General features: G+C 68.0%; 19 protein-coding genes. 5 read left to right on the top strand and 14 right to left on the bottom strand.

Annotation, left to right across the window (positions count from 1 at the left end; all coding sequences use genetic code 11):
- Positions 1 to 38: 38 nt before the first annotated feature.
- The 3 genes from secB to VGF12_RS03450 form a co-directional block, all read right to left on the bottom strand.
- The gene (gene secB, locus VGF12_RS03460) at positions 39 to 512 is read right to left on the bottom strand and encodes a protein-export chaperone SecB (protein WP_331174651.1); all 474 of its coding nucleotides are present in this window, start codon (positions 510 to 512) and stop codon (positions 39 to 41) included.
- A 116-nt stretch (positions 513 to 628) separates the two neighbouring features.
- Positions 629 to 889: a glutaredoxin 3 gene (gene grxC, locus VGF12_RS03455; RefSeq protein ID WP_331174650.1), complete on the bottom strand. Its 261-nt coding sequence runs from the start codon at positions 887 to 889 to the stop codon at positions 629 to 631.
- A 35-nt stretch (positions 890 to 924) separates the two neighbouring features.
- The gene (locus tag VGF12_RS03450) at positions 925 to 1,335 is read right to left on the bottom strand and encodes a rhodanese-like domain-containing protein (RefSeq protein WP_331174649.1); all 411 of its coding nucleotides are present in this window, start codon (positions 1,333 to 1,335) and stop codon (positions 925 to 927) included.
- 88 nt (positions 1,336 to 1,423) lie between these two features.
- On the opposite strand from VGF12_RS03450, the gene gpmA reads away from it, so the two are divergent.
- On the top strand, positions 1,424 to 2,167 hold the full coding sequence (gene gpmA / locus VGF12_RS03445) for a 2,3-diphosphoglycerate-dependent phosphoglycerate mutase (protein ID WP_331174648.1): 744 nt from the start codon (positions 1,424 to 1,426) through the stop codon (positions 2,165 to 2,167).
- Here gpmA and VGF12_RS03440 read toward each other — a convergent pair.
- Positions 2,101 to 3,084, bottom strand: coding sequence for a glycosyltransferase family 9 protein (locus tag VGF12_RS03440; RefSeq protein WP_331174647.1), 984 nt, complete (start codon positions 3,082 to 3,084; stop codon positions 2,101 to 2,103). The genes gpmA and VGF12_RS03440 overlap by 67 nt on opposite strands.
- 56 nt (positions 3,085 to 3,140) lie before the next feature.
- Here VGF12_RS03440 and VGF12_RS03435 point away from each other — a divergent pair, with 56 nt between their 5' ends.
- Positions 3,141 to 3,764, top strand: a complete 624-nt coding sequence (locus VGF12_RS03435) for a DUF4254 domain-containing protein (RefSeq protein ID WP_331174646.1) — start codon at positions 3,141 to 3,143, stop codon at positions 3,762 to 3,764.
- A complete protein-coding gene (locus tag VGF12_RS03430) occupies positions 3,761 to 4,519 on the top strand; it encodes a hydroxypyruvate isomerase family protein (RefSeq protein ID WP_331174645.1) in 759 nt (252 codons plus the stop codon). Before VGF12_RS03435 ends, VGF12_RS03430 begins: the two co-directional genes overlap by 4 nt.
- Positions 4,520 to 4,525: 6 nt before the next feature.
- Here the strand turns inward: VGF12_RS03430 and VGF12_RS03425 are convergent, their stop codons facing one another.
- The 3 genes from VGF12_RS03425 to VGF12_RS03415 form a co-directional block, all read right to left on the bottom strand.
- Positions 4,526 to 5,188 carry an SdpI family protein gene (locus VGF12_RS03425; RefSeq protein WP_331174644.1) on the bottom strand — a complete coding sequence of 221 codons (663 nt, stop codon included), beginning with the start codon at positions 5,186 to 5,188 and terminating at the stop codon, positions 4,526 to 4,528.
- Positions 5,181 to 5,492, bottom strand: coding sequence for an autorepressor SdpR family transcription factor (locus VGF12_RS03420; protein WP_331174643.1), 312 nt, complete (start codon positions 5,490 to 5,492; stop codon positions 5,181 to 5,183). Before VGF12_RS03420 ends, VGF12_RS03425 begins: the two co-directional genes overlap by 8 nt.
- A 91-nt stretch (positions 5,493 to 5,583) precedes the next feature.
- The gene (locus VGF12_RS03415; protein WP_331174642.1) at positions 5,584 to 6,867 is read right to left on the bottom strand and encodes an MFS transporter; all 1,284 of its coding nucleotides are present in this window, start codon (positions 6,865 to 6,867) and stop codon (positions 5,584 to 5,586) included.
- Positions 6,868 to 7,054: 187 nt separating this feature from the next.
- Here VGF12_RS03415 and VGF12_RS03410 point away from each other — a divergent pair, with 187 nt between their 5' ends.
- On the top strand, positions 7,055 to 8,533 hold the full coding sequence (locus VGF12_RS03410) for a PLP-dependent aminotransferase family protein (RefSeq protein ID WP_331174641.1): 1,479 nt from the start codon (positions 7,055 to 7,057) through the stop codon (positions 8,531 to 8,533).
- Between the two features lie 16 nt (positions 8,534 to 8,549).
- On the opposite strand, the gene VGF12_RS03405 is transcribed toward VGF12_RS03410, so the two are convergent.
- From VGF12_RS03405 to VGF12_RS03380, 6 genes are read right to left on the bottom strand one after another with little or no spacing between them, the layout of a single operon-like run.
- A complete protein-coding gene (locus VGF12_RS03405) occupies positions 8,550 to 9,272 on the bottom strand; it encodes a lysophospholipid acyltransferase family protein (RefSeq protein ID WP_331174640.1) in 723 nt (240 codons plus the stop codon).
- Positions 9,269 to 10,573: a dihydroorotase gene (locus tag VGF12_RS03400; RefSeq protein ID WP_331174639.1), complete on the bottom strand. Its 1,305-nt coding sequence runs from the start codon at positions 10,571 to 10,573 to the stop codon at positions 9,269 to 9,271. The genes VGF12_RS03405 and VGF12_RS03400 overlap by 4 nt, the downstream gene beginning before the upstream one ends.
- Positions 10,570 to 11,532 carry an aspartate carbamoyltransferase catalytic subunit gene (locus VGF12_RS03395; protein ID WP_331174638.1) on the bottom strand — a complete coding sequence of 321 codons (963 nt, stop codon included), beginning with the start codon at positions 11,530 to 11,532 and terminating at the stop codon, positions 10,570 to 10,572. Before VGF12_RS03395 ends, VGF12_RS03400 begins: the two co-directional genes overlap by 4 nt.
- Positions 11,532 to 12,017 (bottom strand): bifunctional pyr operon transcriptional regulator/uracil phosphoribosyltransferase PyrR, encoded by a 486-nt coding sequence (gene pyrR, locus VGF12_RS03390; protein WP_331174637.1) that lies wholly within the window; start codon positions 12,015 to 12,017, stop codon positions 11,532 to 11,534. The genes VGF12_RS03395 and pyrR overlap by 1 nt, the downstream gene beginning before the upstream one ends.
- A complete protein-coding gene (gene ruvX, locus VGF12_RS03385) occupies positions 12,014 to 12,421 on the bottom strand; it encodes a Holliday junction resolvase RuvX (protein WP_414709988.1) in 408 nt (135 codons plus the stop codon). Before ruvX ends, pyrR begins: the two co-directional genes overlap by 4 nt.
- Positions 12,418 to 12,996 (bottom strand): YqgE/AlgH family protein, encoded by a 579-nt coding sequence (locus tag VGF12_RS03380; protein WP_331174635.1) that lies wholly within the window; start codon positions 12,994 to 12,996, stop codon positions 12,418 to 12,420. The genes ruvX and VGF12_RS03380 overlap by 4 nt, the downstream gene beginning before the upstream one ends.
- Before the next feature lie 22 nt (positions 12,997 to 13,018).
- Here VGF12_RS03380 and VGF12_RS03375 point away from each other — a divergent pair, with 22 nt between their 5' ends.
- Positions 13,019 to 14,461: a deoxyribodipyrimidine photo-lyase gene (locus VGF12_RS03375; protein ID WP_331174634.1), complete on the top strand. Its 1,443-nt coding sequence runs from the start codon at positions 13,019 to 13,021 to the stop codon at positions 14,459 to 14,461.
- Positions 14,462 to 14,897: 436 nt separating this feature from the next.
- On the opposite strand, the gene VGF12_RS03370 is transcribed toward VGF12_RS03375, so the two are convergent.
- Entirely contained in the window at positions 14,898 to 15,935 is a 1,038-nt protein-coding gene (locus tag VGF12_RS03370; protein WP_331174633.1) for a GGDEF domain-containing protein, read from the bottom strand.
- Positions 15,936 to 15,939 lie beyond the last annotated feature (4 nt).

The raw sequence follows: 15,939 nt of genomic DNA, 5'->3' as shown, positions 1-15,939 counted from the left end.
CCGCATGGGGCGGGGCGTCGTCACGAGGCGCGTGAGCGTCAGTTGACCGCCTGGCCGCCCTGCGCAGCGCGTTGGGCTTGCTGGGCTTCGTACATCGCCTGGAAATTGACTTCGGTCAACAGCACGGGCGGGAAGCCGGCGCGAGTGCAGACGTCGGAGACGATGGCGCGCAGATAGGGGTAGACCATTTGCGGGCAGACGATGCCGAGGATGCCTTCAACCTGATCCTGCGGCACGTTGCGGATCTCGAAGATGCCGGCCTGCTTGGCCTCAACCAGGAACAGCGTCTTGTCGCCGACCTTGGTGTTGACGGTGGCCGTCACACAGACCTCGAAGATGCCATCGGTGACGTTCTCGGCCGACAACGCCAGGTTGATGTCGACCTGCGGCTGCTGCTGCTCCAGCAGGATGTGGGGCGCGTTGGGCTGCTCCAGCGACAGATCCTTCAGGTACATGCGTTGGATCTGGAACACCGGGGTGCCCTCGGGGGCGGCTTGGATCTCGTCGGCCATGGGACTCTTTCTAGCGGAGCGTCAAACAAAAGCCCGCAGACGGCATGCTGCGGGCGGTATGCGGATTATGGGCGACGGCCCGTGACAGGCCGCCCGGGGCTTGCCCGGGCTTGAAATCAAGCCGACTGGAGCAAGGGCACCAACCCGCCCCGCTGATCCAGCGCGATCAGGTCGTCGCACCCCCCGACATGGGTGTCGCCGATGAAGATCTGCGGCACCGTGCGGCGGCCTGTCTTGTCCATCATGGCCTGGCGCTCGGTCGGGTTCAGGTCGACGCGGATCTCGTCGATCTGGCTCACGCCGCGCTGCTTCAGCAGCATCTTGGCGCGGACGCAGAAGGGGCAGACCAGGGTTGTGTACATCTTGACGGAAGCCATTCACCAATCCTCTCGGAAGCCTTGCGAAAGCCCGCTCAGGCGGACTTTTCGACCGGCAGATTGGCGTCGCGCCAAGCCTTGAGGCCGCCTGCCAGCACGCGGGCCTTTTCGTAGCCCAGCTTGCGAAGCATGCCAGCAGCACGCCCAGCGCGTGCGCCGGTCGGGCACACCAACACCAGCGGCAGGGCCTTGTTGCTGGGCAGGGACTTGTGGCCCTCGATCTGGCCAAAGGGAATGTTGCGCGCGCCGACCGCATGGCCCTTGGCGAATTCCTCGGGCTCGCTGACGTCGATGAGCACGCCCTTCTCACGGTTGATCAGCTGCACCGCCTCGGCAGGGCCGACGGCGGCGCCCCGCGAGCCCGACACCAGCATGGGCCAGAGCAGCATGCCGCCGGACACGACGGCAGCGACGAGCAAAAACCAGTTCTCGATCAGGAAGTTCAAGCAAGCATCCCGTGTAATTCAACGAAGCCGATGATTATCGCCGGGTCGGATAATCCGCCGCTTCCCACCACCTGCGCGACTCTCGCCCATGTACAAGCTCGTCCTCATTCGCCACGGCGAATCGACCTGGAACCTGGAAAACCGCTTCACCGGCTGGACCGATGTGGACCTGACGCCCACCGGCGTGGAGCAGGCCAAGACGGCCGGCCGGCTGCTGAAGGAAGCAGGCTACGACTTCGACATCGCCTACACGTCGGTGCTCAAGCGCGCCGTCTGGACGCTGTGGCACTGCCTGGACCAGATGGACCGCACCTGGTTGCCGGTGCGCCATTCGTGGCGCCTGAATGAGCGTCACTACGGCGCGCTGCAGGGCCTGAACAAGGCCGACATGGCCAAGCAGTACGGCGAAGAACAGGTGCTGATCTGGCGTCGCAGCTACGACACGCCGCCGCCGGCGCTGGAAGCGACGGACCCGCGCAGCGAGCGCGGCGACCGCCGCTACGCCGGCCTGGCCGACGGCGACGTGCCGCTGACCGAATGCCTGAAGGACACCGTGGCTCGCGTGTTGCCGTTCTGGAACGACACCGTTGCACCGACGATCAAGAGCGGCCAGCGCGTCGTGATCGCCGCGCACGGCAACAGCATCCGCGCGCTGGTGAAGTACCTGGACGGCATCGCCGACGACGCCATCGTCGGTGTCAACATCCCCAACGGCATCCCGCTGGTCTACGAGCTGGACGCCAACCTCAAGCCCATCAAGAGCTACTACCTGGGCGACGCCGAAGCGGCCGCCAAGGCCGCCGCCGCCATCGCGGCCCAGGGCAAGGCCTGATCCACGGCTGACTGGACCTCGTCGACACCGACCCAACCGGGCTGGCGCCGCAGCAGTGTGACCGTGGACCCCCACGGCGCCCAGCGGTCGGGGTCGACCGGCCCCCAGATGCTCAGCAGCCGCGCGCCCACGCTCGCGGCCATGTGGGCCGGCCCGGTATCGTTGGCGACAACGACACCGGCCAGCTGCAGCAGCGCGCTGTAAACCGCCAGCGTCACGCCATCAAGGCGGGTGGCGTCGGGGTACAGGTCCCTGGCCCCCTGAACCTCGGCCGGCCCCGGAACGATGACGACCCGACGCCCCGCAGCATGCAGGCGCCGCACGAAATCCGGGAAAGCCGGCCAGCTGCGCTCCAGGAACTCCACGCGACCGTTGGCAAACGGGCAGATCAGCACGAAGCGGCCCGGCTCGATGCCCTGCGCGGCCAACAGCGCCCGTGCCTGCACTCGCTGCGCCTCGCTGACCTGCTTGCCGATGCTCTCCGGCGGCTCGGCCGAGATCCCGAGGAAGTCGCAGGCCAGCTCCCAGTATTCCTCCAGCGTGTGCTGGCCCTCGCGGCGCGGGTGGGCGCGCCGCAGCAGCCAGCTGCGGCCTTCCCCTGCATGCCCTTCAGCCCGCAACCCGGCCAGGCGCGCATCCAGCGCGGCCGAAAAGGCGTAGGGCAGGAGCAGCGTGTTCGAGCGCGCATCGAAACCCGGGTCCTCGGCCAAAAGGTGCCGCCGCAGCTCGCGCAACTGCGCGACACGTTCGCGCAGGCCATCGGGCCGGACGTGCACTGTCCACCCCTCGGCCTCCAGCAAGCTTCGCGCCCAGCCCTTGCCCACCAGCTCCAGGCGATAGCCCCGCCCTTGCAGCAGCCGCAGCGCCGGCAGGCTCAACACCGTGTCTCCGACGAAATTGCGCAGGCGAACAATCAAGGGCCGGGCTTCTATCATCAGCAAACATTCAGAGTGGTGTGAGATTCTCGCGCCCCATGATCTCCCTGCCTTCCTCCGCCGACATCACCGCCGCGCACGATCAGGCACTCGCCGAGCCCCCGGTGGCCGCCGAGACCACGGACCTTGCCGGCTGCATCGCCGCCAACCACTTCCACAACCGCTGCCTGTGGGCCCAGGAGGATCTGGCGCGCCGCACGCTGGCCGCAGACGCCGAGATCGTTGCCAACAAGCGCGCCATCGACCGCCACAACCAGGCTCGCAACGACGCCATCGAACGGATCGACGAGTTCCTGCTCAGCGCGCTGCACCTCGTCGACCCGCAGACGCTTGCCAGCCCTCTGCCCCGCTCGACCGTACGGGGCGGCGTGCGGCTGAACAGCGAGACCGCCGGCGCCATGCTGGACCGCATTTCCATCCTCGGCCTCAAGATCGCCGCGATGCGCGAGCAGACGCTGCGCACCGACGTCGACGATGCGCATCGGCAGCTCTGCGGCGAGCGGCTGCAGCAGCTGACGCAGCAGCGCGCAGACCTGGGCAACTGCTTTGACGAACTGCTGGCCGACGCCCGCGCCGGCCGGGCCTATTTCAAGATCTACCGGCAATTCAAGATGTACAACGATCCGCGCCTGAACCCGGCCCTGGTGGCGGAATCCAAATGATCCCGCCCCGCTTCGCCGCCAACCTGGACTGGCTCTACCCTGAGCTGGCCTACCTTGATCGCATCGACGCCGCGCGCACCGACGGCTTCTACCGCGTCGAACTGCTGCTCGCCCACCTGGAGAACCGCGAGGCGCTGCTCGCTCGCCTGGGCGGCCTACCCGTCGCGCTCGTCAATGCCCCCGCGGGCAACTGGGCGCAGGGCGATCGTGGCCTCGCCGCCCTGCCCGGGCGCGAGGCGGAGTTCCGCGAGAACTGCTTGCGCGGCTTCGAGCTGGCGCAGCAGGCCGGCGCGCCCGTCATGCACATCATGTCAGGGCTTGCTGAAGTCGATGCCGACACGCGCGCCACGTGGCTGGCCAACCTCACCTGGGCCGCGGCGCGGGCGCCAGCCGGGCTGACGCTGACCGTCGAGCCCATCAACCGCCGCGACATGCCGGGTTACTTCCTGCATCGACAGTCCCATGCTCTGGCACTGCTGGCCGCGCTGGACTCGCCGCGCGTGAAGCTGCAACTGGACCTCTACCACTGCCGCATCACCGAAGGCGGCGAATCGCTCAGCCACCTTGCCCGGGCGCTGGATCTGGACCTTTTGGGGCATGTGCAGGTGGCCGGCGTCGATGGCCGTCATGAGCCCGAGGCGGGCGAGTACGCGGCCGAACTGGCCCTGCTCGATGCACGCGGTTGGAACGGCGCAGTCGGCCTGGAATACCGTCCGCGCGGCGACACCCGGGCCGGGCTGCGCTGGATGAACTGATCTCGCTCAGGCCCCACCCTGCTGCCGGCGCCACAGCCAGTAGGACTTGAGCACCGACACCGCCGCGGCAGCCAGTGCCGTGCCGCAGATGGCCGCAGCCTGCCACTGCGGCGGCAGCGGCGACATCGACAGCGCCACCAGCAGCAGGCCGGCCACGACGAACACCTTGCCGGCGAAGCGGTGGGTCTGGTCCCAGACGCGCTCGTTGGCCAGCGTCCATGGCGTGCGGATGCCCACCGTGTAGTTGGAGCGCAGCTTGCCCAGCACATTGCCCATGAGGACGAACAGGCCTCCCATCAACAGCATGGGTAGACGAGGCGCCGGGCCGGCCTGACCGAGCGACATCGCCACGACCTGGGCCTGCACCAGCGCCAGCAGCAGCGTGACCGCAAGCCAGATCGTCGCCAGCGCCTTGCCGGACTTGCGAAGGTTCTCGCCGCGCGGATCCAGCCGCGGCAGCACCCATTGCAGGCCGAGCAGGCCCAAGGCCAGCAGTGGCAGCATGAAGAGGCCCAGCCCTGCGGCGGCCCAGCCATCGGCCTCTCCCAGCGCGTTGAAGTGCACCGGCACCTGAGTCCCCGCCGGCAGCTGCATGAAGGCCCAGGCGCCTGCCAGCGCCATGACGGCGATCAGGGCGACCTGGATGCGAGTTCCATAACGTTCAAACATGGGAGCCTCCTGCCTTGCGTGGGGATGACGATTTCGCCTTGGCCTCGCCGATGCCGAAAGCCTCTGCGAAGCCCAGCAGGGCTTCCTCCAGCGTCGACACGTTGAGCCGATAGGTAATGGTGGTTCCGGTACGGTCGGAACTCACGAGGTCGGCCTCGCGCAGCACGGCGAAGTGGCCCGACAGCGTCGGCTTGGACAGGTCGAAGCAATCGGCCAGCTCGCCAGCCGTCATCTCCCGCTCACGCAGCAGCTGCAGGACGCGCCGCCGCGTCGGATCGCTCAAAGCCTTGAACACCTTGTCCATGATTCGCTATTTTGCCAATTAGCAAATTATAGGCAAGCATCACCCGAAATCTGCTCGGGCCATCGGGGCATCCCGATGGCACGCCCGCGGCTCATTGCCTTGGCCCGAAGGCCTCCGGGTACTGCCGCCCGTACCAGTTCCTCACCTGCTCGTGATCGAGCCGAAGGAAGGGCCGAAGCTCCGGCACGGCAAGCAGCAACGCGCCGCTGGCCAGGAAGCCCATCGCCATGCAGAGATACACCGCCTCGACGCGCCAGAGCGTCAGCAGGACGCCCGCGACCGCCGGCGCCACGCTGGCCGCCAGCTGAGCCAGGGCCAGTTGCGCAGCCGCCATGCGCGACCGGAAGTGTTCCGGAACCGCAAGTGCGCGATGGGTCTGGCCCACGAGCTGGGTGACCGACATGCACATGCCCATCAGCACATAGCAGCCAAGCAGCGCCAGAGGCTGGGCGCATGCTCCTGCTGCGGCCATGGCGCCTGCGCAGACGCCGATCGCCACCGCAATGCTGCGCACACGGCCCAGCCGGCGAATGAGCGCATCGGCGAGGCCCGCGATGCCGGCCATCACGCCCAGCGACAGCGAGGCACTGCACGCGCCGAGCCAGCCGCCGGACAGGCCCAGGGCCTGCAGCCGCAGCGGCAGCAGCATGCCGGTGGCCGGCAGGAAGAACACCATCATCAAGGCGCCCGTCAGCGTCCACCACCGGTCGACGGGAACGCGCCACTTGGCGCGCAAACCAGCACCCATGTCGCCCAGCCATCCGCCCGCCGCGGCAGCGGTTGGCGCAACTCCGGGCGGGCCAAGCCACATCGCTGCGGCTGCCGCGACGAGCGTCAACAACAACGCCCCGACCATGGCCGCCGCAATGCCGTCCGTCGCCAGCAAGGCGCCACTCACGGCCGGGCCTGCCAGTCCACCCATGGCCTGGCACCCGCGGCGCAACCGGATCGCGTCAGGCAGACGATCCACGCCAACCAACTCAGGCAGCATGCTGGCCTGGGTCGGCGCAAGCGCCGCGGTCACGACTGCCGACAAGGCGCCGCAGAAGCAAAGCGTCGACAAACTGTAGACATCCATGCCCGCCAGCATGGCCAGCGCGAGTGCCTCGAGCAACAACAGGCCGCGCGCCGCCTGAACCACCCGGCGCTTGGACCAGCGATCCCCCATCGGCGACAGGAGGGGCATCGCCGCCATCGCACAAACCGCGATCACCAAGCCATGGCGCGCAAGATCCCCGGACCCGCCCGAATGCGCGATCCACCAAGCCAGGGTGGTCTGGGTGCTGGCTGTCGCCAGCAATCCGGCCATCTCGCCGGCCAGGAGCCGGCGCGCGGCGGGCGGGCAGTGGCGCAGGGAGTCCACCAATGAAGTCATTCAGGATGTCCTGGGAGTGTCGGGCGTCGGGACTCTAGGTATCGGACTCCGACTGCGGCAGACCCAGCACGACCTCCTGGCCATCGATACAGGCGGCTGTATCGATGGCGGTCGGGGGTCCGTGCATCCATCCAACGGGGCCAACTGCCGATATCGTTCGCTCCCTCTTCCGCTCGTCGCCAAGACCGTGACGTCCCGCCCGCATCTCTACCTGGCGCTTGCCGATTTGCTGACACAGGCCCTGCGCGAAGGCCGCTACCGTCCCGGCGACCGGCTGCCTTCGGTCCGGGACCTGTGCGACGCACACGGGATGAGCCTGGCCACCGTGACCCACGCTTTGCACCGACTGGAAGACGCGGGCTGGATCGAGTCCCGCCCCCGGCGTGGCTTCTTCGTGCTCACCTCGGGAGACAGTCCGCCAAGGCAGGCGCCGCCGGGCTCGGCGCCTGCACTACAGCTGGAGGAAAGGCGCCAACGCCTGATGGCGCAGGCAGCCACACGCGACGGCCTGGTGTCGCTCGGCCATCTCGCCCTGCCACCGGCGCTGCTGCCGCTGGCCGCCTTGCGACAGCTGGTGGCAGCCTGCCTGCGAACCCAGGTCGCCACGCTGGCCGCAGGCTCCGTCTTCGGCAGCCAGGCCCTGCGCGAGCAGCTTGCCGGGCGACTGGGTCGCACGGGTGTGCGAGCCGATCCCGAAGACGTGGTCCTGACCCACGGCGACGGGGAGTCCCTGCAGCTGTGCCTGAGCCTGCTGACCCAGGACGGCGACTGCGTCGCCGTGGCGTCCCCGGGCTCGCTGAGGGTGTTGGAGGTCGTGACTGCCTTGGGGTTGCACCCCCTGGAGCTGCCTGCTCCCTCGACGGGGGGCGACATGGTCGCCGCGATGGCTGCGTTCCTGGTGCAGGCGCGGCCCACCGTCTGCGTGATCGACCTCGGCCTCCTCGCCACGGCTGCCGGCCCAATGAGCGACGCCCAGAAGCAGGCTCTGGTCGAGCTGCTGAGGGCACATCGCGTCACCGCCATCGAGTTCGACCTGATGGGGGCGCTGCATCGGGGCACGGAGAGGGCGCGCCCGCTGAAGTCCTTCGATGCCGACGACGTGGTGATCTACTGCTCAAGCCTGGCCTGCATCACCGGCCCTGGCTTCAGCCTGGGCTACGTTGTCAGCGCACGCCACCGCCTGCGGCTGCGCGCGGCGCGAACGGTGCATGGCGAACTGATTCCCCGCATGACCGATGACGTGCTCGCCGAGTTCCTGTCGGGCAATGGATTCGACACCCACCTGCGACGGCTGCGCTTGCGCCTGCGCCAGCAGGTGGCCGCCTGGACCCGGGCGGTGAAGCAGCACTTCCCGCCGGGCACCAGCGTCTCGGCGGGTGAGGCGGGCTACACGCTGTGGGTAACGCTGCCAGGCAACCTGGCAACCTCGGATCTGCTCGCGCAGGCCCAGGCCCACGGCTACACCTTCGTGCCGGGTGCCGTCTTCAGTCCGACTGGGCGCTTCGACCAATGCCTTCGCCTGACGGCGGCGCACCCCCTGGACGCCACGCGCTTGGCCGGGCTGAAGCTGCTCGGCGAGGCGGCCCGCCAGATGCTGACGCAGGGGCAGAGCAGTCCGCGATCAACGCTCTGTGCCACGCCGTCACTTCCGCCCTCAGCGGGCTGAGGGCGGGCGCAGCGGCTCAGCCCAGCTTGGCCGCGATCAGCGTTCTCAGCGCCGCGGCCAACCCGCGCCGATCCAGGTTCTCGGTTGCCACGCTGGGCAGCACCTGGATCTCGATGCCTAGGCCCCGCGCGGACGCGATGCGCCACAGGCTCTCGGCCAGCGTCATGTCGCCGATGAAGCGCGCCGAAGCGCTGAAGCGCTCGCCGGGCTCGTACCAGCGCAGCACGACGGGCAGCACGGGCGCGCCGGTCGTGATGGCGGCCTGCAGCAGGTTGGCGTGGAAGGGCAGCAGCTCCGGGCCGGCGCCGGTCGTGCCTTCGGGGAAGACGGCCACGCAATCACCATTCTTCAGCGCTTCGGCCGTCTGATGGACGACACGCAGCGCATCTCGTTTGCTGGCCCGTTCGATGAAGAGCGTGCCCGCGCCGTCCACCAGGGTGCCAATCAGCGGCCAGTGCTTCACGTCCGACTTGGACACGAAACGGGCTTGCGGCAGCACCGCATGGATGCCGGCGATGTCGAGCCAGGACACATGGTTTGCCACCAGCAAGTGTCCGGCCGGAAGCGCCTGCCCCGAAGCCTTGAGCTCGATGCCCAGGAGTCGCAGCGTCTTGATCGACCACCACCGGATGCGCTCATGGCGCCGCGCAGGCGTCATGCGGCCAAAGTGCCGGCTCACGATCCACAGACCGTGCAGCACATGGGGCGCGAGGCGCGCGAGGCGCCATACGGCCCTCATTCGGTTTCGAAAGCGATGTGGCCCGCAACCAGGGTGCAGCGTACACGTGCTGGCAGCTCGAAGCCGCTGGACGCGAAGGCGAACGGGGTGTGTTTGCCCTGGCTGGCCAGTGCCTCGGGTGCGACGGCCCAGCTCGCGCTGGCGTCGAAGACGCAGACATCGGCCACGCCGCCCTCGACCAGGCGGCCGGCGCTGGCCGACAGCGAACCCAACGCGCTGCCAAGCACGCGCACGGGCTCGGCCGTGACGACGGCCAGCGCGCGCTGCAGCGGCAGCCCGCCATCCCCTGCCCAGCGCAGGGCCAGGCTCAGCAGCAGCTCCAGGCCCGTGGCGCCCGGCGTGGCTTCGGCGAAGGGTACCGCCTTCTCGTCACTGGTCACGGGCATGTGGTCGGACACCAGGGCATCCAAGGTGCCGTCAGCGAGGCCGGCGCGCAGCGCGTCGCGGTCACGGCCCTGGCGCAGCGGTGGCGTCAGGCGCATGGCCGAGTCGAAGTAGCCGATGTCGACATCGCTGAGGTGCAGGGAGTTGATGGACACGTCCGCCGTGACGGGCAGTCCTTCCTTCTTGGCCGCGCGCACCAGTTCGACGCCCGCGGCGCTGCTGATGCGGCACAGGTGCACGCGCGCGCCAGTCGCGCGGACCAGCTCGAAGATGGTGTGCAGCGCCACCGTCTCGGCACTGACCGGCACGCCCGACAAGCCCAGCCGCGTGGCCACCGCGCCGCTGGCGGCCACGCCACCGCCGAGGTAGAAGTCCTGCGGGCGAAGCCAGACGGCATAGCCGTAAGTCGCCGCGTACTGCAGCGCGCGACTGAGCACCAGCGTGTCCTTGATGGGCACCTCGGCCTGTGAGAAACCGATGCAACCGGCCTCCGTCAGCTCGGCCATCTCGGTCAACGCAGCACCCTGCAGCTGACGCGTCAGCGCACCCAGCGGGAACAGGCGACAGCGGCTGAGCTTGCGAGCGCGGAACTTCAGCATCTCAACCAGACCAGGCTCGTCCAGTACCGGGTCGGTGTCGGGCGGACAGACGAGGCTGGTCACGCCGCCTGCAGCCGCTGCGGCGAGTTCGCTTTCCAGCAGCCCCTCGTGCTCGTGACCAGGCTCGCGCAGCCGGGCGCAAAGGTCCACCAGGCCAGGGGCGACGATGAGGCCGGTGGCGTCCACCGTGCGTTCGGCGCCAAAGTCGCTGACGTCGCCGAGATGAACGATGCGACCGTTGGCGATGGCGACGTCGCCGACGCGGTCGAGGTTGGATGCCGGATCGATCAGCCGGCCGCCCTTGATGAGGATCTTCATGCTTCGTTCCCTGCGAGGATGGCCATGACAGCCATTCGGACAGCGATGCCGAATGTCACTTGAGGAAGGATGACGCTGCTCTTGCCGTCCGCCACTTGGGACGCGATTTCCACGCCGCGATTGATGGGCCCGGGATGCATGACGATGGCATCGGGCTTGGCCAACGCCAGCTTGTCCGGCGTCAGGCCGAAGTGCTTGAAGAACTCGCCGCTGCTGGGGAGCATGCCGCCGTTCATGCGCTCGTTCTGCAGACGCAGCATGATGACGACATCGGCATCCTTCACCCCCTCGGCCATGTCGTGGCAGACACGCACGCCCATGTCACGCAGGTCGCCAGGCACGAGAGTCTTCGGACCGACGGCGCGGATCTCGGGCACGCCGAGGATGTTCAGTGCGTGGATGTCCGAGCGTGCGACGCGCGAGTGGACGATGTCGCCGACGATGGCGACCGTCAAGTTGCGAAAGTCCTTCTTGAAGTGCCGGATCGTGTACATGTCCAGCAGGCCCTGAGTCGGGTGTGCATGGCGGCCGTCACCGGCGTTCACCACATGCACATGCGGCGCGCAGTGCTGGGCGATCAGGTGGGGTGCGCCGCTCTCGCTGTGGCGTACCACGAACATGTCGGCATGCATGGCACTGAGGTTGGCCACCGTATCCAGCAGCGTCTCGCCCTTGGCGGTGGAGGAGCGTGCGATGTCGAGATTGATGACGTCCGCGGACAGCCGCTTGGCAGCGATCTCGAAGGTGGTGCGCGTGCGAGTGCTGTTCTCGAAGAACAGGTTGAACACCGATTTGCCGCGCAGCAGCGGCACCTTCTTGACTTCACGGTCGTTGACAGAGAGGAAGCTGCCCGCCGTGTCCAGGATCTGCTCGATGACCGCGCGCGGCAGGCCTTCGACGGACAGCAAGTGGATGAGCTCGCCGTGCTTGTTCAGTTGAGGGTTGCGTTTGCTGAGCATCACTTCACCTCGAACGTGAATCGTCGGTCTTCGCCGCGGGCGAGGCGCAGGCTCTGGTCAGCCTTCAGCGTGACGCGCGCCGCCGAGAACGCCGGCTCGATGGGCAGCTCCCGGCCACCGCGGTCCACCAGCACGGCGAGCTGCACGCGCGCCGGGCGTCCGAAGTCGAACAACTCGTTGATGACGGCGCGCGTCGTACGGCCGGTGTAGAGCACATCGTCGATGAGCAGGATGTCGCGGCCGTTGACGTCGAAGGGCAGCGTCGTGTGGTCGGCCTTGGCCAGGCCGCGCGAGCCGAAGTCGTCGCGGTGCAGCGCGCTTGAGATGGTGCCCGCCGCGACGCCAAGATCGGCTGCCAGGCGCTCGGCCAGCCAGGCACCGCCGCTCCAGATGCCAACAAGGGCGGTGTCGGATGTCAGCAGGCGCTGCACCCCTTTCTTCAGCTCGAGGTACAGGGCCTCGGCATCGAGCAGCAGTTCACTCATGGGTGTTCTCGAAAAAACTGTTCCAGGATCAGTGCGGCGGCCGCGGCATCCACATCATGGGCGCCTTCCGCCTCGGCTTCGACGCTGGTGTAGCGCTCGTCCACCTCGAAGACCGGAAGGTGGTAGCGGCCGGACAGCCTGCGACCGAAATTGCGCGCCTTGGCCGTCATCTCATGCGGCGCTCCATCGGGGTGTCTGGGCACGCCGATGACGAGGGCGTCAGGCTGCCACGTCTTGATGAGGGCAGCGATGGCGTCGAAATCGCCACCTTGGATGGTGCCGCGCGGCTCCGCCGAGCCGAGCAGGCGCGTGCCACTGGCCACGCCGATTCGGCGCAGGCCAAAGTCAAAAGCAAGAAAGGACTGGAGTCGGGCGGGATCGGCGGAGGCCACGTCAGGCCTCATGCGTGACCGGCATCCGAGCTCAGCATGCGCGGATCGATGCCCAGCAAGCCCAGGGCCTTCTCGTAGCGCTGCTCCACCGGCGTGTCGAAGATGATGGCGGGCGAGGCGTCCACCGTCAGCCAGCCGTTGCGGCCGATTTCCTCTTCCAGCTGGCCAGCCGCCCAACCGCTGTAGCCCAGCGTGACGAGCAGTTTCTTGGGGCCGGCGCCATTGGACAGAGCCTCCAGCACGTCGCGGCTGGTGGTCATCTCCAGGCCGCCCGGCACAGCCAGCGTCGCGTTGTAGTGTCCGCCTTCCTCGTCAAGCGGCTCGTGCAGTACGAAGCCGCGGTCGGTCTGCACGGGGCCGCCGTAGAAGACCGGGCTGTCGGCCAGCGGCTCGGCCGGCGGGCTCAGCTCGACCTTCTCGAACAGATGGCCGAGCGTCAACGAGATGGGCTTGTTGATGACGAGGCCCAGTGCTCCGTTGTCGTTGTGCTCGCAGAGGTAGACCACCGTCCCGGCAAAAGCCTCGTCGGCCATGCCGGGCATGGCGATGAGGAACTGGTTGGTCAGGACGATCCGATCGGCGGGCATGAAGACATTTTATTCTGTGGGTATGAAACCCTCCGCCGAGCTCGTCGACCGTGCCCTCGTCTGGTTCCGCCGCGACCTGCGCGCGGACGACCAGGCCGCGCTCTATCGGGCTCTGCGGGGTGCCAGGCAGGTGTTCTGCGCCTTCGTGCTGGACCGCGACATCCTGGACGCCCTGCCGCGGGCCGACCGGCGTGTGGAGTTCATCCTCGACGCGCTGCGGGTGCTGGACGAGGACCTGAGGCAACTGGGCGGCGCGCTGATCGTCCGTCATGGCTGCGCCACCGACGAAATTCCCCGGCTGGCGGCAGAGCTGGGCGTGCAGGCCGTGTTCACCAACCACGACGACGAGCCGCAGGCCTTGGCACGCGACGCCCGCGTGGCCGAGCGGCTGCGCAGCTTCAGCGTCGAGTTGCGCAGCTTCAAGGACCATGTCATCTTCGAACGCCGCGAGGTCATGACGGCCACCGGCGGGCCTTACAGCGTGTTCACGCCCTACAAGAACGCCTGGCTGCGCAAGGTGGATGGGTTCTATCTGAGCAGCTACCCGGTCGAGCGGCATGCGGGCGCGCTGGCGCAGAGCAACCTGGCCCTCGGCGTTCCGGCCTTGCGGGACATCGGCTTCGAGCCAGCAGGCCTGACGAGGCATGTCGGCCAGGGGAGCCGAGGCGCCGAAACGCTGCTGGACGACTTCCTGGCCCGCATCGACGCCTACGACGCCAGACGAGACTTCCCGGCCCTCAAGGGCCCCAGCTACCTGAGCGTGCACCTGCGCTTCGGCACCGTGTCCATCCGCCGCCTGGCGCGGATCGCCCACCAGCGCATGCAGGGCGGCGACCATGGCGCCGAGGTGTGGCTGTCTGAGCTGATCTGGCGCGATTTCTATCACCAGGTCATGCACCACCACCCGCACGCGATGACGGCCTCGTTCCGGCCCGAGTACGACTCGATTCGCTGGGACACCGGCCCGCAGGCCGACACCCTCTTCCAGGCCTGGTGCGAGGGACGCACCGGCTACCCGCTGGTGGACGCGGCCATGCGCCAGCTCAGCCAGACAGGCTACATGCACAACCGCCTGCGCATGGTGACGGCCAGCTTCCTGAGCAAGGACCTGGGGCTGGACTGGCGCCGCGGCGAGGCCTGGTTCGCGCGGCAGTTGCTGGACTTCGATCTGGCAGCCAACAACGGCGGCTGGCAATGGGCCAGCAGCAGCGGCTGCGACGCCCAACCTTACTTCCGCGTCTTCAACCCCACTGCGCAGAGCGAGAAATTCGACGCCAAGGGGCTCTTCATCCGCCGCTACTGCCCCGAGTTGGCGGCCCTGGATGGCAAAGCCATCCACGCCCCCTGGGAGCGGGTGCCGCTCGCGATGCAGGGGGTGGACTATCCGCGCCCCATCGTCGACCACGCGGCGGCCCGGGAGCAGACGCTGGCGCGCTACGCAGTCGTCAAGAGCCGCAAAGTCTAGACACCGCGCCGGCCGGCCAGCCGCAGGTCAGCGTGACGCTGAGGATGCTGGCATAGACGCCAGGTCCCGTGCTGAGCTTTGGCGCCCGCTGCCTTCGCCTCAGGCGTGGCACTGTAAGCATTGGACCGGAGCTGGCAGGCCAGCAAGTTGACGCCGTGCTTCCTCGGCAGTGCCTACGAACGCCCCAATAGCCGCGCCCCCCAGTCTGGACGGAGGCCGCAAGAACACATGGCTTCCTCGTAGCTGACCGTGACCCGTCGGCATGCCAAGAGCGCCCGAGCCGGCGCTTCGTGTTCATCACGTACGCAGTGCACGCCCAACGTCGCATGGCCACAGCGGGCTTCTCAAGCAGTCATCGCGGGCAACCAACCACACCAGGCCGCGGCGCCCGAGGAGAGAAGCGACCGTTGGCGCAGACCCGCCCAACTGGGCCGGATCAGAACAGCTCGACGTCGCTGAGCTGCGTGGCTTCCTGGATGATGCCCCCGGCGACCAGGGCTGCGTAGTTGTGCACCTGGTTCCGGCCGTGGGCCTTGGCGTGATAGACGGCCTTGTCAGCTCGCTCGAAGGCCGCTGCCGGCGAATCCCCGGCGCGTACCTCGGTGAAGCCGATGCTGACCGTGATGCGACCGACCTGCGGGAAGACGTAACGCTCGGTGTTCACGCGCAGGCGCTCAAAGGCATCGCCGGCGTGGATCTCTTCGTCGCAACGCATCAGCACGACGAATTCCTCGCCGCCAAAGCGGTAGAGCAGGTCGTGAAAGCGGAAAGAGCCGCGCATCAGGCGGGAAAGCAGCAGCAGCACCTCGTCGCCGATGAGGTGGCCAAAGCGGTCGTTGACGGACTTGAAGTGGTCGATGTCGATGACGCCCAGCACATAGTGCGGGGTGGCCGTCTCGTGGCGACGGTCCTCGGCCTCGTACTTGACCTCGTGCTTGGCCGGGATGTCGGACAGCACCTTCAGGAAGCTCTCGTCGAAGGTCTTGCGATTCAGCAGGCCGGTGAGCGTGTCGCGCTCGGAGTAGTCAAGCAGGCCCTGGAAGTTGTGATAGATCCGCAGCACGCTGCTGACCATTCGCTGCGCGCCTGTGCCAAGGCGGCGCGTGGACAAGATCTCGATGACGCCGATGACGTCGCGCTCGGTCGCGATGGGGAAAAGGTACAACCACTGTCCCCCCTGGACCACCTGGGTCACCGCGCGGCTGCGCATAGCCTCCAGGCGCAGCGGATGGGTGGTCGCCAGCGGCAGCGCCGTGGGCTTGGCCCAAAGCGGGTCAGCCGACGCCACGGCATCGCCCGCGCGCAGGTGGGCGCGAGTCAGCCAACGCTCCTCGCCCGGCTCGCCGACGCAGCGGTAAATGGCCACAGACTCCGGCTCGAGCAGATCACGCAGGGCCATGACCAGCGTGACGTCCATGACGTCGCGGTCACGGAATCCGGTCAGTTCGGCGAGGTGATCGACAACCTGGGACATCGGG

Source organism: Roseateles sp. (assembly GCF_036404855.1).
GTDB lineage: Bacteria > Pseudomonadota > Gammaproteobacteria > Burkholderiales > Burkholderiaceae_C > Pelomonas.
Note: the sequence above shows the minus strand (reverse complement) of the source record. Positions and strands in the feature narration are given on the sequence as shown.

Coding starts and splice junctions, on each gene's coding strand:
- secB (WP_331174651.1), bottom strand. CDS start 512: ATGGCCGACGAGATCCAAGCCGCCCCCGAGGGCACCCCGGTGTTCCAG.
- grxC (WP_331174650.1), bottom strand. CDS start 889: ATGGCTTCCGTCAAGATGTACACAACCCTGGTCTGCCCCTTCTGCGTC.
- gpmA (WP_331174648.1), top strand. CDS start 1,424: ATGTACAAGCTCGTCCTCATTCGCCACGGCGAATCGACCTGGAACCTG.
- VGF12_RS03435 (WP_331174646.1), top strand. CDS start 3,141: ATGATCTCCCTGCCTTCCTCCGCCGACATCACCGCCGCGCACGATCAG.
- VGF12_RS03430 (WP_331174645.1), top strand. CDS start 3,761: ATGATCCCGCCCCGCTTCGCCGCCAACCTGGACTGGCTCTACCCTGAG.
- VGF12_RS03425 (WP_331174644.1), bottom strand. CDS start 5,188: ATGTTTGAACGTTATGGAACTCGCATCCAGGTCGCCCTGATCGCCGTC.
- VGF12_RS03420 (WP_331174643.1), bottom strand. CDS start 5,492: ATGGACAAGGTGTTCAAGGCTTTGAGCGATCCGACGCGGCGGCGCGTC.
- VGF12_RS03415 (WP_331174642.1), bottom strand. CDS start 6,867: ATGACTTCATTGGTGGACTCCCTGCGCCACTGCCCGCCCGCCGCGCGC.
- VGF12_RS03405 (WP_331174640.1), bottom strand. CDS start 9,272: ATGAGGGCCGTATGGCGCCTCGCGCGCCTCGCGCCCCATGTGCTGCAC.
- VGF12_RS03400 (WP_331174639.1), bottom strand. CDS start 10,573: ATGAAGATCCTCATCAAGGGCGGCCGGCTGATCGATCCGGCATCCAAC.
- VGF12_RS03395 (WP_331174638.1), bottom strand. CDS start 11,532: ATGCTCAGCAAACGCAACCCTCAACTGAACAAGCACGGCGAGCTCATC.
- pyrR (WP_331174637.1), bottom strand. CDS start 12,017: ATGAGTGAACTGCTGCTCGATGCCGAGGCCCTGTACCTCGAGCTGAAG.
- ruvX (WP_414709988.1), bottom strand. CDS start 12,421: ATGAGGCCTGACGTGGCCTCCGCCGATCCCGCCCGACTCCAGTCCTTT.
- VGF12_RS03380 (WP_331174635.1), bottom strand. CDS start 12,996: ATGCCCGCCGATCGGATCGTCCTGACCAACCAGTTCCTCATCGCCATG.
- VGF12_RS03375 (WP_331174634.1), top strand. CDS start 13,019: ATGAAACCCTCCGCCGAGCTCGTCGACCGTGCCCTCGTCTGGTTCCGC.
- VGF12_RS03370 (WP_331174633.1), bottom strand. CDS start 15,935: ATGTCCCAGGTTGTCGATCACCTCGCCGAACTGACCGGATTCCGTGAC.